This is a genomic window from Agromyces sp. NPDC057679 (assembly GCF_042799635.1).
Classification (GTDB): domain Bacteria; phylum Actinomycetota; class Actinomycetes; order Actinomycetales; family Microbacteriaceae; genus Agromyces.
Window position 1 is genome coordinate 275,466 of the sequence record NZ_JBHVIK010000003.1, and the last position, 13,042, is coordinate 288,507.

The following is a 13,042-nucleotide window of genomic DNA, read 5'->3' on the forward strand; positions in this document are numbered from 1 at the left end:
AGTCCCTTCATGATCACCGGGTCCCCGCTCCCCCACCGGGGGTGCTGCTCACCGCTGGGTACTCTGAACTCGTGATCGCGGACGCAGAGCTTGCCCAGTGGTTGGACGCCGTTCGACGCGAGCCCGAGACGGAGCCCCTGCTCGAGGAGCTTCGTGCCGAGCGGTCTCGCGCGCGAGGTCCCGAGGTCGATGTCGTCGAGGACTCGTTCGTCGAAGCCGAGGTGCGCATCCCGGTCCGCTGGTATCGGCATGCCGGCCGCACTCGGCCGACCGTGGTCTTCGTGCACGGCGGCGGTTTCGTGTTCGGCGACCTCGACTCCCATGACCGTGCGTGCCGCAGACTCGCGACGTTGGGCGATGTGGATGTCGTCGCCGTGGCCTACCGCCTCGCTCCGGAGCATCCGGCCCCGGCTGGCGTCGATGACGTCATCGCGGTGGTACAGGCGATACTCGGCGAGCTGCCGACGACCCCGCTCGGGCTGGCCGGTGACAGCGCAGGCGGCCTCATCGCGTACCTCGCCGCGCACCGGCTCGTGGCGCACGGCACGACAGTCGAGGGTCTCCTTCTTCTGAATCCGAACGCGGACCTGAGGTTGAGCAGAGCGAGCATCCGCACGAAGGCGCACGGGTGGGGCCTTAGCACAACGGCATTGCACTGGTTCATCGAGAAATGGATTCCCGACGAGCGGGCGAACGCGGACGTGTACAGCCCGTTGGAGCTGCCGGCCGCTGGAATGCCCGCGACGATCGTCGTGACCAGTGAGCATGACCCGCTGCACGACGAGGGCGCAGAACTCGCCGAACGCCTCGAAGTCGGAGGCAGCCTGGTCGCCCACCACGACCTTCCGGGGATGGTCCACGGCTTCATCAATCTCGACACGGTGTCACCGTCGGCACGACAGGCAGGCGACCGGATCCTCATGGAGTTCGGTCGCCATCTCGGCACCTCGCCCGGCCGGACTGCGGCCGCCGCGCGGATCGACTCGGAGGGCGAACGCCGGCTTCACTCGCGGTGAGACGTCCACCGCGTGCCGAGCCGCTGTTCGCTCTCGTCAGCGCGACCGTTCACGCGCCATTTCGACCGATCACGAGACGGCGCGCGTGATGAGATCGACGAAGCGAGCCTCGTCGGCTTCGCTGAGTGAGGTGATCGCGAACGAGGTCGCCCACATCGTGCCGTCGTCGAGTTTCGCCACGTCGTGGAATCCGAGCGTGGAGTACCGGAGCTTGAACTTCGTCGACTCCTGGAAGAAGCAGAGCACCTTGCCGTTCAATGCGTCGGCGGGGCTGCCGTACCAGAAATTTGATCGGGCACTGAAATTGCCGGTCAGTCGATGATTCTGATTCCGAGGTGCGTCGCGAGGCTCGGTGCGAGCAGGGCGACCTGCATGCTGTCGAGCGTCGCGCCGCGCAGGCCGGCGATGCCGTCGAGCGTCGACATCGCGGTGAAGTCGAGCCCTCGGAGGTCGACGTCGCGAAGCGTCGCCCCGGTGACCGCGAGTGCTCGGAGTTCGCAGCCGTCGAACGCGACCCGCTCCGCGCGGGCGTTGCCGAGATCGAGCTCCTCGATGTCGCAGTCGGTGAATCGGAGATCCCGGAGCTCGGATCCGCGGAGGTTCACGAAGCCGAGCTTGCAGCCGATGAACCGGACCGACTGCCATCGGTTGTCGATGAACTCGACGGAACCGAGCCGCGAACCCGTGACGACGACGTCGCGCAACTCGGCGCGCGGCGCGTGCAGCACCGGTGCCTCGAGTCGCTCGATCCGCGTCTCGCTGATCACCGCACCACGCAGCCTCGCCTCATGGGCGGCGACGCCGTCGAGCTCGCATTCGATGAGCCGAAGGCCGGTCAGATCGCGTGCGCTGACGTCTGCTTCCCTGAAACGCACCCCTTCGAGCCTGGCACCCGACGCCAATTCGTCATCGTCGCCGTCGACGAGGTCGCGCAGCACGAGTTCGTCGATGCGAGGGGCGGCGACGCGAGTCGGCTTCATGCGCCGACGTACTCCGCGAGGTGCTCGCCCGTGAGCGTCGACCGTGCGGCGACCAGATCGGCCGGCGCGCCCTCGAAGACGATGCGCCCGCCGTCGTGCCCCGCACCCGGACCGAGATCGATGATCCAGTCGGCGTGCGCCATCACGGCCTGATGGTGCTCGATGACGATGACCGACTTGCCCGAGTCGACCAGCCGGTCGAGCAGGCCGAGCAGGTTCTCGACGTCGGCGAGGTGCAGGCCCGTCGTCGGTTCGTCGAGCACGTAGACCTCGCCGGGCTCGCCCATCGCGATGGCGAGCTTGACGCGCTGCCGCTCGCCGCCCGACAACGTCGAGAGCGGCTGTCCGAGTGTCAGGTAGCCGAGCCCGACGTCTTCGAGTCGCTTGAGGATCTTCACGGCGGCCGGCAGCTTCGCCTCGGGCGAGTCGAAGAAGCGGTGCGCCTGGGCGACGGGCAGGTCGAGCACCTCGGTGATGTCGAGCCCACCGAGCTTGTACTCGAGCACTCCCGCCTGGAACCGCTTGCCGCCGCAGTCTTCGCAGGGGGTCTCGATCGTGTCCATGAAGCCGAGCTCGGTGATGATCACGCCCGCGCCCTTGCAGCTCGGGCAGGCTCCCTCGGAGTTCGCGCTGAAGAGGGCCGGCTTGACGCCGTTCGCCTTCGCGAACGCCTTGCGGATCGGCTCGAGGAGCCCGGTGTAGGTCGCGGGATTGCTGCGCCGCGACCCCTTGATCGCGCCCTGGTCGATCGAGACGACGCCGTCGCGCCCGGCGACCGACCCGTGGATGAGCGAGCTCTTGCCCGAACCGGCGACGCCGGTGACCACGGTGAGCACCCCGAGGGGGATGTCGACGTCGACGTCTTCGAGGTTGTTCTCGTCGGCGCCGCGGACCTCGATCGCCCCGTCGGCGGTGCGAACCGTCGCCTTCAGCGTCGCGCGGTCGTCGAGATGCCGGCCGGTGAGCGTGCCGCTCGACTTGAGTCCCTCGACCGTGCCTTCGAAGCAGATCTCGCCGCCGTTGCGGCCGGCCCCGGGGCCGAGGTCGACGATGTGATCGCCGATCGCGATGGTCTCGGGCTTGTGCTCGACGACGAGCACCGTGTTGCCCTTGTCGCGCAACTGCAGGAGGAGCGAGTTCATGCGCTGGATGTCGTGCGGATGCAGCCCGATGGTGGGCTCGTCGAAGACGTAGGTGACGTCGGTGAGCGAGGAGCCGAGGTGCCTGAGCATCTTGATGCGCTGCGCCTCGCCGCCGGACAGCGTGCCGCTCGGCCGCTCGAGGCTGAGGTAGCCGAGGCCGAGCGTGACGAAGGCGTCGAGGTTCGCACTGAGCGCCGACAGCAGCGGCCGGGCTTCGGGCAGGTCGAGCCCGCGCACCCAGGCGGCGAGATCGGTGACCTGCATGCGGCACGCGTCGGCGATGCTGACGCCGTCGATCTTCGACGACCGGGCCCCTTCGGTCAGGCGGGTGCCGTCGCACTCGGGGCATCGCGCGAACGTCGCGACGCGCTCGACGAACGCGCGGATGTGCGGCTGCAGCGCGTCGAGGTCTTTCGAGAGCATCGCCTTCGTGATCTTCGGGATCAGCCCTTCATAGGTCATGTTGATACCGCTGATCTTGACCTTGGTGACCTCGCCGTAGAGGAAGAGGTGCCGCTGCTTCTCGGTGAACTGGTCGATCGGCTTGTCGGCGGGATAGAAGCCCGACTGCGAGAAGCCCTTCACCATCCACCCGTCGGCCGTGTAGCCGGGCACCATGATCGCACCCTCGTCGAGCGACTTCGACTCGTCGACGATCTGCGAGAGGTCGAGGTCGGAGACCGAGCCGCGCCCCTCGCAGCGCGGGCACATGCCGCCGAGGTAGATCGCGTCCTTCACGATCTTCTTCTCGCCCTTCTGCCCGATCATCACGCCGCTCGCCTTCTGCGTCGGGATGTTGAACGAGAAGGCCGTCGGGCCGCCGATGTACGGCTCGCCGAGCTTCGAGAAGAGGATGCGCAGCATCGCGTTCGCATCGGTCACGGTGCCGACCGTCGAACGAGGGTTCGCACCGAGTCGCTCCTGGTCGACGAGGATCGCGGTGGTGAGCCCGTCGAGGACGTCGACGTCGGGCCGCGGCACCGACGGCATGAAGCCCTGCACGAACGCGCTGTACGTCTCGTCGATCATGCGCCGCGACTCGGCGGCGATCGTGTCGAACACGAGCGAGCTCTTGCCCGAGCCCGAGACCCCGGTGAACACCGTCAGCCGTCGCTTGGGGATCTCGACGTCGACGTCTTTCAGGTTGTTCTCACGCGCGCCCTGCACGCGGATGAGATCGTGGCGGTCGGCCTGGTGCGGTGAGGCGGTGCTCATCGGTTCTCCATCGCGAGTCGGGGGTCTGGCACGTGCGCAGCCGGCACCGCGTGCCCACCCTGTTCGAGGTCGATCACTCGATCTAAGCAGTTCGCACCGACATCGTCGGGCGACGTCGAGGGCACGCCGCCGGAGGACGCGGGGTGATCGGCGGGCAGTTCACGGGCGCGGACGATGAGGCACATGCCGTCACGGTAGTTCCTGCGAGGCATCCGCGGCTTCTCGATTCGTGACCGATCGCACTGCGATACCGGCGATTCGACGGCATACCGACGCACTCCGTCGCATTGCGACGCGCGCATTCACATCCATTGCCCAGCTTGCATTCGGCCATAGCCTTGCCTCAACTCGCCCATGAAAGGACACACCATGTCGAACCCGCAGAGCACCGGGCTCTTCGCCACCTTCTCGCTCGACTCCGAGGAGCTCTCGAAGTCGGCGATCAACACCGTTCGCGCGACCCTCGGGATCAGCGGCGTGGTGGCGCTCATCGTCGGAATCCTGATCACGTTCTGGCCGAAGGACTCGGCCGTCGTCCTCGCGGCGATCCTCGCGGTGTACTTCCTCATCGCGGGTGTCGCGTACCTCGGACTCGGCATCTTCTCGAAGGGCATCTCGGGCGGTGCACGGGCGCTCGACATCATCCTCGGCCTGCTGTTCGTCGTCGGCGGCATCCTCGCCCTCGCGAACCTCTCGGCCACGACCGCGTTCCTCGGACTCTTCATCGGCATCCTGATCGGCGTGCTGTGGATCGTCGAGGGCGTCGTCGCGCTCGTGCAGCTCGGAGATGCGCCGTCGAAGGGCTGGGCGGTCTTCTTCGCGATCCTCAGCATCCTCGCCGGCCTCGTGCTCCTGTTCTCGCCGCTCTACGTCGTGGCGCTCTGGTGGCTGATCGGCATCGCCCTCATCGTGCTCGGCATCGTGCAGATCGTGCGCGCGTTCACCTTCGGGCGCGGCGCGACCGCGGCCGCGACCGCCTGAGCGATCGCCGCTCGGCGATGAAGAAGGCCGGCCCCGGATGCTCCGGGGCCGGCCTTCTTCTCGTTCGCGACGGGTTCGTCAGGCCTCGGGGGCGAAGCCCGAGACATCCCCGACGTAGCGCGTGTGATCGGCCGGCACGGGCTCGACGACCGCGGCCGCGACCTCGGCGGCGAACTCGGCCACGTTGTAGAGGCGGCCCGCGTCCTGCTTGCGGGCGTCGATGGCGCCGGGGTTCGCGCGCTCGAGGAGGGTGGCCGTGATCGTGCCCTCGATCATGTCGCCCGACACGACGACGAACTCGACGCCGGCGGCGTCGAACTCGGCCAGCTTGGCGCGCAGCGCGTCTTCGCCGGCGCGCTTCGAGAGCGCGACGGGCTCGTACTCGGGCATCGTGGGCGTGGTGCGGATGAAGTGGGCCTGGTGGCTCGTCACGAAGACGATGCGCGCTCCGTCGGCGAGGTGCGGCAGCGCCCCGTCGACGACGTTGACCTGCGCGTCCCGGTTGAGGCGCATCGCGTAGTCCTCGCCCATGCCGGTCTCCATGCCGCCCGACGCGTTCAGGACGAGCACGTCGATCGGGCCGAGCTCGGCGACGGTGCGCTCGAACATCGCGGCGACCGACTCGGGGTCGGTGAGGTCGGCACCGACGGCGATCGCAGTGCCGCCGGCCTCGACGATCTCGGCGACCACCTTGTCGGCGCGCGGTGCCTTGCTGCGGTAGTTCACGACCACCGAGGCGCCGGCTGCGGCGAGGGAACGGACGGTGTCGGCACCGATTCCGCGCGACGATCCGGTCACGAGCGCGACGCGGCCGGCGAGCGAGCCGGGGGCGAGAGGGTTGGTCACTGGAGGTCTCCTCGAAGTTCAGAGCGGGCCGGCGCACGAGCGTCGCCGCAGCGAACCGAGACTATCAACTCCCCCATGCCGCTCCCGGCACTGCTAGTTTCGAATCAGCCGACCCGCGTGCGAAGGAGACCCGATTTGGATGTGCTGACCCAGTACGCGTGGATCGCCTGGCTCGTGCTGATTCTCGCGTTCGCGACGATCGAGGTGTTCACGCTCGAGATGACCTTCCTCATGCTCGCGCTCGGCAGCGTGGCCGGACTCCTGTCCGGGCTCTTCGGCATCCCCTGGTGGGCGCAGTTCGTCATCGCCGCGGTCGTCGCGGTCGCCCTGATCCTGGTCCTGCGGCCGCCGTTGCTCCGCGCGCTCAGACGGGGCTCCGACCCGGCGCGCAGCAACATCGACGCGCTGATCGGCGCCGAGGGCACGGTCGTGCACACGGTCGGCGCAGCCGGCGGGCAGGTCAGGCTGCAGAACGGCGAGACCTGGACGGCACGGTTGTCACCGGCGACCGAGCAGGCGGATGTCGCGGTCGGCGGGCGCGTGCTCGTCACGGGCATCGATGGTGCGACGGCCGTCGTCGTGCCGGTAGAGAGGAGTTCGGCCGAGTAATGGACATTTCCGGCATCATCGTGACGATCGTCGTCATCGCGATCGTCATCTTCGTGATCGTCGTCATCGCGCGATCCGTCCGAATCATCCCCCAGGCCTACGCGGGCGTCGTCGAACGCCTCGGCCGCTACCACAAGACGCTCACGCCGGGCCTCAACATCCTCGTGCCGTTCATCGACCGGCTGCGCCCCCTGGTCGACATGCGCGAGACCGTCGTCTCGTTCCCCCCGCAGCCCGTCATCACGGAGGACAACCTGGTCGTCTCGATCGACACGGTCGTCTACTTCCAGGTCACCGATGCCCGCGCCGCGACGTACGAGATCGCCAACTACCTCGGCGCGGTCGAGCAGCTGACGACCACCACCCTCCGCAACGTCGTCGGCGGGCTGAACCTCGAGGAGGCGCTCACCTCTCGCGACAACATCAACGGACAGCTGCGCGTCGTGCTCGACGAGGCGACCGGCAAGTGGGGCATCCGCGTGTCGCGCGTCGAGCTCAAGGCGATCGACCCGCCCATCTCCATCCAGGACTCGATGGAGAAGCAGATGCGCGCCGAACGAGACCGCCGTGCGCTCATCCTCACGGCCGAGGGCACCAAGCAGTCCGCCATCCTCACCGCGGAGGGGCAGCGGCAGGCCGCGATCCTCCAGGCCGAGGGTGACGCGAAGGCCGCCGTGCTGCGCGCACAGGGCGAGGCCGAGGCGATCCTCACGGTCTTCGACGCCATCCACAAGGGCGACCCAGACCCGAAGCTGCTCGGCTACCAGTACCTGCAGATGCTGCCGCAGCTCGCGCAGGGCGACGCGAACAAGCTCTGGGTCATCCCGAGCGAGCTGACCGAGGCGCTCAAGGGCATCGGCCGGGCCTTCACTCCCCCGGCCGCGGGCGCCGCGCCTGCGAGCGGGGCTGCGCCCACCGCAGCCGCCGCTCCGCCGGTGGCGCCGCCCGGCACGTTCCCGCCGCAGGCGTGAGTCGCGGAGTGGCTTCGACGTACTTCGAACCCGCGAGGCCCCGCGTGCTTGCGCACCGGGGCCTCGCGGTCGACGCACCAGAGAACACGCTGCTCGCGTTCGCGAAGGCGATCGCGGTCGGTGCCGGCTACCTCGAGACCGACGTGCATGCGAGCCACGACGGGGTCGCGGTCGTGTCGCACGATCCGTCGCTCGAGCGTGTCGCCGGGCGGAAGGTGGCGGTCGGGCAACTGACCGTGCACGAGCTCGGCCGGATCGACCTCGGGCACGGACAGAGCTTCTCCTCGCTCGAAGCGACCCTCGACGCGTTCCCCGACGCCCGGTTCAACATCGACGTGAAGGAGGAGGCGGCGGTCGAGCCGACGATCGCCGCGATCGCGCGCACCGGGGCGGCCGGCCGGGTGCTGCTGACGAGCTTCTCCGAGCGACGCCGGCAGCGGCTGGCCCGACTCGTTCCCGGCGCGGTGACCTCGGTCGGCGGCACGGGTGTGCTCCGATTCCGGAGCGCCGCATTCCTCCGCTCCCCGGCGTCCGCGACCCGCGCGCTCCACGGTGGGCTCGCACTCCAGATCCCCGAGCGCAGCGGGCCCGTTCACCTCGTGACCCGTCCCCTCGTCGACCTCGCCCACCGCGTCGGTGCCGAGGTGCACGTCTGGACGGTCAACGACCCCGCCGACATGACGCGGCTCCTCGAACTCGGCGTCGACGGGCTCGTCACCGACCGGGCCGACCTCGCGATGCAGGTCATCGCCGCTCGAAGCTGAGAATTCCCCGCAAAACCTCAGGCGGCGGAAAGGGAACGCCCAGCTTGATCGTTGACAATGTCAGACGATCGAGTAAAGGGAGAACACCATGGCGGACCGGAGCCTTCGAGGCATGCGAATCGGCGCACAGAGCCTGCAGAGCGAAGACGGCGTGGTGTTCGCCGACCGTGCGGAGCACACGTATCGATGCGAGGCCTGCGGCCACGAGACGGTCATGACCTTCTCTGCCGACGCCGAACTCCCCGAGACGTGGGAGTGCCGTCAGTGCGGTGCCGCCGCCACGCTCCTCGTCGACTCGAAGCCGGTCGAGATCGACCGCTCGGGCGAGAAGGTCGCCCGTACCCACTGGGACATGCTGCTCGAGCGCCGCACGCGCGCCGAGCTCGAGGAGCTCCTCGAGGAGCGCCTCACCTACCTGCGCGCCCGTCGCGGCCAGCAGAAGATCGGCGCCTGAGCCGGGCGCTCAGCGCCGAACCCTCAGTCGCGCGATTCCCGACGCGAACCTGAACGCGTCGCGAGCACGCCTGCCGCGATGAGGCCCGCGAGTGCCGCGAGCACGATCGTGATCGGCACCCATCCGGCGAGCGCCACCGACGGGGTGATGCCCTGGCGCAGTTCGACATCGGTCACCATCGCGCCCGGCTCGTCTGCCGGCAGCGCATCGATCGTCCGACCCGTCGGATCGATGACCTGACTCGTGCCGACCGTCGAGATGTTGACGACCGAGCGCCCCGTCTCGATCGCCCGCAGCCGGGCGATGGCGAGCTGCTGCTGGTTCTCGTCGGTGCCGCGGAAGTCGGCGTTGTTCGTCTGGAACAGGTAGACCTCCGCGCCGTCGCGCGCACCCTCCCAGATGACCTCGTCGTAGATGACGTCGAAGCAGATCGCCAGGCCGGCGACGGCCGGTCCGAGATCGAACACCGGCGGGTTCACGCCGGGCGAGTACCCGCGCTGCACCAGCCCGGTCAGGTTCGGCACGATCGCGTCGTAGAACCAGCGGTCGGGGATGTACTCGCCGAACGGCACCGGATGCCGCTTGTCGTAGCTGTCGACCGCGCCCTCCCCCGCGCGCCAGAGCAGTGAGGTGTTGAAGTACTCCTCGCCGCGCACCGTGACGGTGTTCAGCACGACCGGTGCGTCGAGAGCGGTGCTCAGCGAGTCGAACACCTCGGCCGCCGCCTCACTGCGGGTCGGGTCGATGTCGGAGCCGCCCTCGGGCCAGAGGAGGACGTCGACGCCCTCCTCGCCGAGGATCGGCTCGGTCGCCTCGAGCTGGGCGGCGAGCACATCGCCCTGGGTGCGCTCGTCGAAGTAGCCCGAGGGGCCGTTGCCCTGCACGCTCGCGACGCGGAGCTCGCCGACCGGCGTCGTCGGCCACGCGGGCAGCACGACGGCGACCACGAGGAGCGCGGCGACCGGCACCGCGGTGCGGAGGTCGCGCCATCCGCGAAGCCGCACCCACTCGATGACGCCGGCGACGATCGCGACCATCACGAACCCGAGGCCGGTCGACCCCACCCATGAGACGAGTTCGGCGAAGGGGCTCTCCGCCTGGCTGAGCGCCGCGCGCCCCCAGGGGAATCCCCCGTACGGCAGCGTGCCGTTGGCGGTCTCGCGGACGATCCAGAGCCCGGCCACGAGCAGTGGCAGCACGATCAGTCTGACCCAGCGCGAATCGTTCGCCCGCGGCACCCAGCGGTAGGCGAGCGTGATGAGCACCGCCCCGCCCGCCACGAAGAGCGACTCGAGGAACGACAGGGCGAGCCACGGGATCGGGCCGAGGTAGAGCGAGGTCCACGACACCTGCTGCAGGTAGAACGCGAGCCCGAAGACGAACCCGACGAGCGCAGCGCCCCAGGCTCGTCGACCGATCAGGCTGAGGAGCGCGAGCGCGATGCCGACGAAGGCGAGCGGCCAGATGCCGAGCCCGGGGAATCCCAGGTCGTAGACCGAGCCGCCCACCGCGGCGGCGAGCACGGCCGCCCAGAGTGGCAGCGGCAGGAGGCGACGTGTGGGGCTCTCGGGCACCAGATCAGCCTAGGCGACGCACCGGCGCGTCACGAGCGCGGGGCGGGGCGTCAGACGACCGTGCCGTAGGCGACGACGCCGCGACGGACGGCATCGATCGCCGCGCGCGCCGTGGCGCCGAGCTCGGCGTCGGCCACGATCGAGATCTGGTCGAGCAGGTCGACGACCTGCTTCGTCAACCGCACGAAGTCGCCTGCTGCGAGCTCGGTGTCCTCGAGGACCCCGCCGAGGTCGCCGCCGCGCGCCCACGAGTGCATCGCCGAGGCGAGGGCCGGCGACGGCTGGTCGCTGCCCGGCAGGCGATGGTCGCGTTCGAGGTCGTCGAGCTCGCTCCAGACGTCGAGCGTGCGATCGAACGCCTCGCGGAAGCCGGCGCGGGGCAGCCGGAAGTCGACGTTGCGATCGTCGCGTCGCGGCTCGTAGACGAGCGACGCAGCCATCGCGGCCACCCCCGCGACATCCAGCCCGTCCCACAACCCGTGCCGGAGGCACTCGGCGACGAGGAGATCGCGTTCGCCGTAGATGCGCTTCAGGATGCGACCCGCCGGCGTCGAGACCACCGCGCCCTTCGCGTCGCGCTCGAGGTAGCCGAGCTTCGTCAGCACCTCGGCGACCTTGTCGAAGCGCTTCGCGACCTGGCCGGTTCGCGTGCGGATCTGCCGGAGGAGGTCGTCGTGCTCCTGCTTCAGGCGCCACCAGCGCTCGGCCCAGCGCGCGTGCTGCTCGCGTTCGGCGCAGCCGTGGCATGGGTGGGCGCGGAGCGCCTTGCGCGCGGCGACGAGCTCTCGCTGCATCCGCTCGCGCTGCGCATGTGACGGGTTGCCCTTCGACGACTGCCGCTCGAGTCGGCCGATCTCGCGGCGCAGCGTCGCGTACTCGGCGAAGTCGCCGAGGTGGCAGCGCATGGCGTCCTCGAACCCCGCCATCGACTCCTCCTGCTTGCGGAGGGTCCGGGCGAGGTCGACGACGGCGCGGTCGGCCTGGAACTGCGCGAAGGAGAGCTCGAGGATCTGACGGGTGCGGTCGCGCCCGAACTGGTCGATGAGGTTCACCGCCATGTTGTACGTCGGCCGGAAGCTCGAGTTCATCGGATAGCTGCGCCGCGAGGCGAGTGCCGCCACCGACTCGGGATCGAGGCCGTCGACCCACTGGATGACGGAGTGCCCCTCGACGTCGATGCCACGCCGGCCGGCGCGCCCGGTGAGCTGGGTGTACTCCCCCGGGGTGATCGGCACGCGCGCCTCGCCGTTGAACTTCTCGAGCTTCTCGAGCACGACCGAGCGGGCCGGCATGTTCACGCCGAGCGCGAGCGTCTCCGTCGCGAAGACCACCTTCACGAGCTTCTGCTGGAAGAGGTCCTCGACGATCTCCTTGAACGCGGGCAGCATGCCCGCATGGTGGGCGGCCACGCCGCGCTCGAGTCCCTCGAGCCACTCCCAGTAGCCGAGCACCGCGAGGTCCTCGTCACGGAGCATCCTCGCCCGCTCTTCGACGATCGCGCGGATCTCGCTGCGTTCGTGCGCCTCGGTCAGCCGGATGCCCGAGCGGAGCACCTGGCGCACCGCTTGGTCGCAGCCGGCGCGCGAGAAGATGAACACGATCGCCGGCAACAGGTTCTTGCCCTGCAGCAGGGCGACCACCTCGGGGCGATCGAGGCGCCCCGAGCCGGGCCCGCCCTGGTGGAAGCGGCCGCGGTCGCCGCCCCGCCGCCCCCGCTGCGAACGCTGCGAGATCGAGCGGCCGCCCATGCGCGCCAGCTGCTTCAACTCGGGATTCACTCGATGGGTCGCGGCCTGCCCCGAGGAGTCGAAGAGGTCGACGAGCTTCTGCTTGACGAGCACGTGCTGCTCGAGCGGCACCGGCCGATCCTCCGACACGATGACGTCGGTGTCGCCGCGCACGGCCTGCAGCCAGTCGCCGAACTCCTCGGCGTTCGACACGGTCGCGCTGAGCGAGACGAGCCGCACCGCCTCGGGGAGGTGGATGATGACCTCCTCCCACACGGCGCCGCGGAAGCGGTCGGCGAGGTAGTGCACCTCGTCCATGACCACGTAGGCGAGGCGATCGAGCAGCGCCGACTCGGCGTAGAGCATGTTGCGCAGCACCTCGGTCGTCATGACGACGATGCGTGCGCCCGAGTTGACGTTCGTGTCGCCCGTGAGCAGGCCCACGTTCTCGGCGCCCCAGGCGTCGACGAACTCCTGGTACTTCTGGTTCGAGAGTGCCTTGATCGGCGTCGTGTAGAAGACCTTCGCCCCCGGCTCCTGCATCGCGAGGTAGACCGCGAACTCGGCCACGACCGTCTTGCCCGCCCCGGTCGGGGCCGCGACGAGCACGCTGCGTCCCTCGTCGAGCGCGGCGCAGGCGGCGCGCTGGAACGGGTCGAGGTCGAATCGCACCGACGCGGCGAACTCGGCGAGCCGGGGCTGCCGGCGTTGTTGGCGGGACAGCGCGTAGCGCTCGGCCGGCGAGAGGCTCATCACCCCTCCA

At 69.4% G+C, this 13,042-nt stretch carries 13 protein-coding genes; 6 read left to right on the top strand and 7 right to left on the bottom strand.

Annotated elements, in window-relative coordinates; all coding sequences use genetic code 11:
* Positions 1-71: 71 nt before the first annotated feature.
* Complete coding sequence (locus ACFVAJ_RS14225; RefSeq protein ID WP_376945161.1) at positions 72-1,016, top strand: alpha/beta hydrolase; 945 nt, start codon at positions 72-74, stop codon at positions 1,014-1,016.
* 69 nt (positions 1,017-1,085) lie between these two features.
* Here ACFVAJ_RS14225 and ACFVAJ_RS14230 read toward each other — a convergent pair whose 3' ends face one another.
* From ACFVAJ_RS14230 to ACFVAJ_RS14245, 4 genes are read right to left on the bottom strand one after another with little or no spacing between them, the layout of a single operon-like run.
* Complete coding sequence (locus tag ACFVAJ_RS14230; protein WP_376945163.1) at positions 1,086-1,274, bottom strand: hypothetical protein; 189 nt, start codon at positions 1,272-1,274, stop codon at positions 1,086-1,088.
* A gap of 53 nt (positions 1,275-1,327) precedes the next feature.
* Positions 1,328-1,996, bottom strand: coding sequence for a pentapeptide repeat-containing protein (locus ACFVAJ_RS14235; RefSeq protein ID WP_376945165.1), 669 nt, complete (start codon positions 1,994-1,996; stop codon positions 1,328-1,330).
* On the bottom strand, positions 1,993-4,353 hold the full coding sequence (locus tag ACFVAJ_RS14240; protein WP_376945167.1) for an ATP-binding cassette domain-containing protein: 2,361 nt from the start codon (positions 4,351-4,353) through the stop codon (positions 1,993-1,995). Before ACFVAJ_RS14240 ends, ACFVAJ_RS14235 begins: the two co-directional genes overlap by 4 nt.
* On the bottom strand, positions 4,350-4,565 hold the full coding sequence (locus ACFVAJ_RS14245; RefSeq protein WP_376945169.1) for a hypothetical protein: 216 nt from the start codon (positions 4,563-4,565) through the stop codon (positions 4,350-4,352). The genes ACFVAJ_RS14240 and ACFVAJ_RS14245 overlap by 4 nt, the downstream gene beginning before the upstream one ends.
* Before the next feature lie 157 nt (positions 4,566-4,722).
* Here ACFVAJ_RS14245 and ACFVAJ_RS14250 point away from each other — a divergent pair, with 157 nt between their 5' ends.
* On the top strand, positions 4,723-5,334 hold the full coding sequence (locus ACFVAJ_RS14250; protein WP_376945171.1) for an HdeD family acid-resistance protein: 612 nt from the start codon (positions 4,723-4,725) through the stop codon (positions 5,332-5,334).
* 78 nt (positions 5,335-5,412) lie between these two features.
* On the opposite strand, the gene ACFVAJ_RS14255 is transcribed toward ACFVAJ_RS14250, so the two are convergent.
* A complete protein-coding gene (locus ACFVAJ_RS14255; RefSeq protein ID WP_376945173.1) occupies positions 5,413-6,180 on the bottom strand; it encodes an SDR family oxidoreductase in 768 nt (255 codons plus the stop codon).
* 141 nt (positions 6,181-6,321) lie between these two features.
* On the opposite strand from ACFVAJ_RS14255, the gene ACFVAJ_RS14260 reads away from it, so the two are divergent.
* From ACFVAJ_RS14260 to ACFVAJ_RS14275, 4 genes are all read left to right on the top strand, one after another.
* Positions 6,322-6,789: an NfeD family protein gene (locus tag ACFVAJ_RS14260; protein ID WP_376945833.1), complete on the top strand. Its 468-nt coding sequence runs from the start codon at positions 6,322-6,324 to the stop codon at positions 6,787-6,789.
* Complete coding sequence (locus ACFVAJ_RS14265) at positions 6,789-7,760, top strand: SPFH domain-containing protein (protein WP_376945175.1); 972 nt, start codon at positions 6,789-6,791, stop codon at positions 7,758-7,760. Before ACFVAJ_RS14260 ends, ACFVAJ_RS14265 begins: the two co-directional genes overlap by 1 nt.
* 44 nt (positions 7,761-7,804) lie before the next feature.
* Complete coding sequence (locus ACFVAJ_RS14270) at positions 7,805-8,524, top strand: glycerophosphodiester phosphodiesterase (RefSeq protein WP_376945177.1); 720 nt, start codon at positions 7,805-7,807, stop codon at positions 8,522-8,524.
* An 88-nt stretch (positions 8,525-8,612) separates the two neighbouring features.
* Positions 8,613-8,978 (top strand): RNA polymerase-binding protein RbpA, encoded by a 366-nt coding sequence (locus tag ACFVAJ_RS14275; protein ID WP_022888234.1) that lies wholly within the window; start codon positions 8,613-8,615, stop codon positions 8,976-8,978.
* 23 nt (positions 8,979-9,001) lie between these two features.
* Here ACFVAJ_RS14275 and lnt read toward each other — a convergent pair whose 3' ends face one another.
* A complete protein-coding gene (gene lnt, locus ACFVAJ_RS14280; RefSeq protein ID WP_376945179.1) occupies positions 9,002-10,552 on the bottom strand; it encodes an apolipoprotein N-acyltransferase in 1,551 nt (516 codons plus the stop codon).
* Between the two features lie 50 nt (positions 10,553-10,602).
* Positions 10,603-13,032 carry a DEAD/DEAH box helicase gene (locus ACFVAJ_RS14285; protein ID WP_376945181.1) on the bottom strand — a complete coding sequence of 810 codons (2,430 nt, stop codon included), beginning with the start codon at positions 13,030-13,032 and terminating at the stop codon, positions 10,603-10,605.
* Between the last annotated feature and the right edge of the window lie 10 nt (positions 13,033-13,042).

Coding starts and splice junctions, on each gene's coding strand:
- ACFVAJ_RS14235 (WP_376945165.1), bottom strand. CDS start 1,996: ATGAAGCCGACTCGCGTCGCCGCCCCTCGCATCGACGAACTCGTGCTG.
- ACFVAJ_RS14240 (WP_376945167.1), bottom strand. CDS start 4,353: ATGAGCACCGCCTCACCGCACCAGGCCGACCGCCACGATCTCATCCGC.
- ACFVAJ_RS14245 (WP_376945169.1), bottom strand. CDS start 4,565: ATGCCTCGCAGGAACTACCGTGACGGCATGTGCCTCATCGTCCGCGCC.
- ACFVAJ_RS14250 (WP_376945171.1), top strand. CDS start 4,723: ATGTCGAACCCGCAGAGCACCGGGCTCTTCGCCACCTTCTCGCTCGAC.
- ACFVAJ_RS14265 (WP_376945175.1), top strand. CDS start 6,789: ATGGACATTTCCGGCATCATCGTGACGATCGTCGTCATCGCGATCGTC.
- ACFVAJ_RS14275 (WP_022888234.1), top strand. CDS start 8,613: ATGGCGGACCGGAGCCTTCGAGGCATGCGAATCGGCGCACAGAGCCTG.
- ACFVAJ_RS14285 (WP_376945181.1), bottom strand. CDS start 13,032: ATGAGCCTCTCGCCGGCCGAGCGCTACGCGCTGTCCCGCCAACAACGC.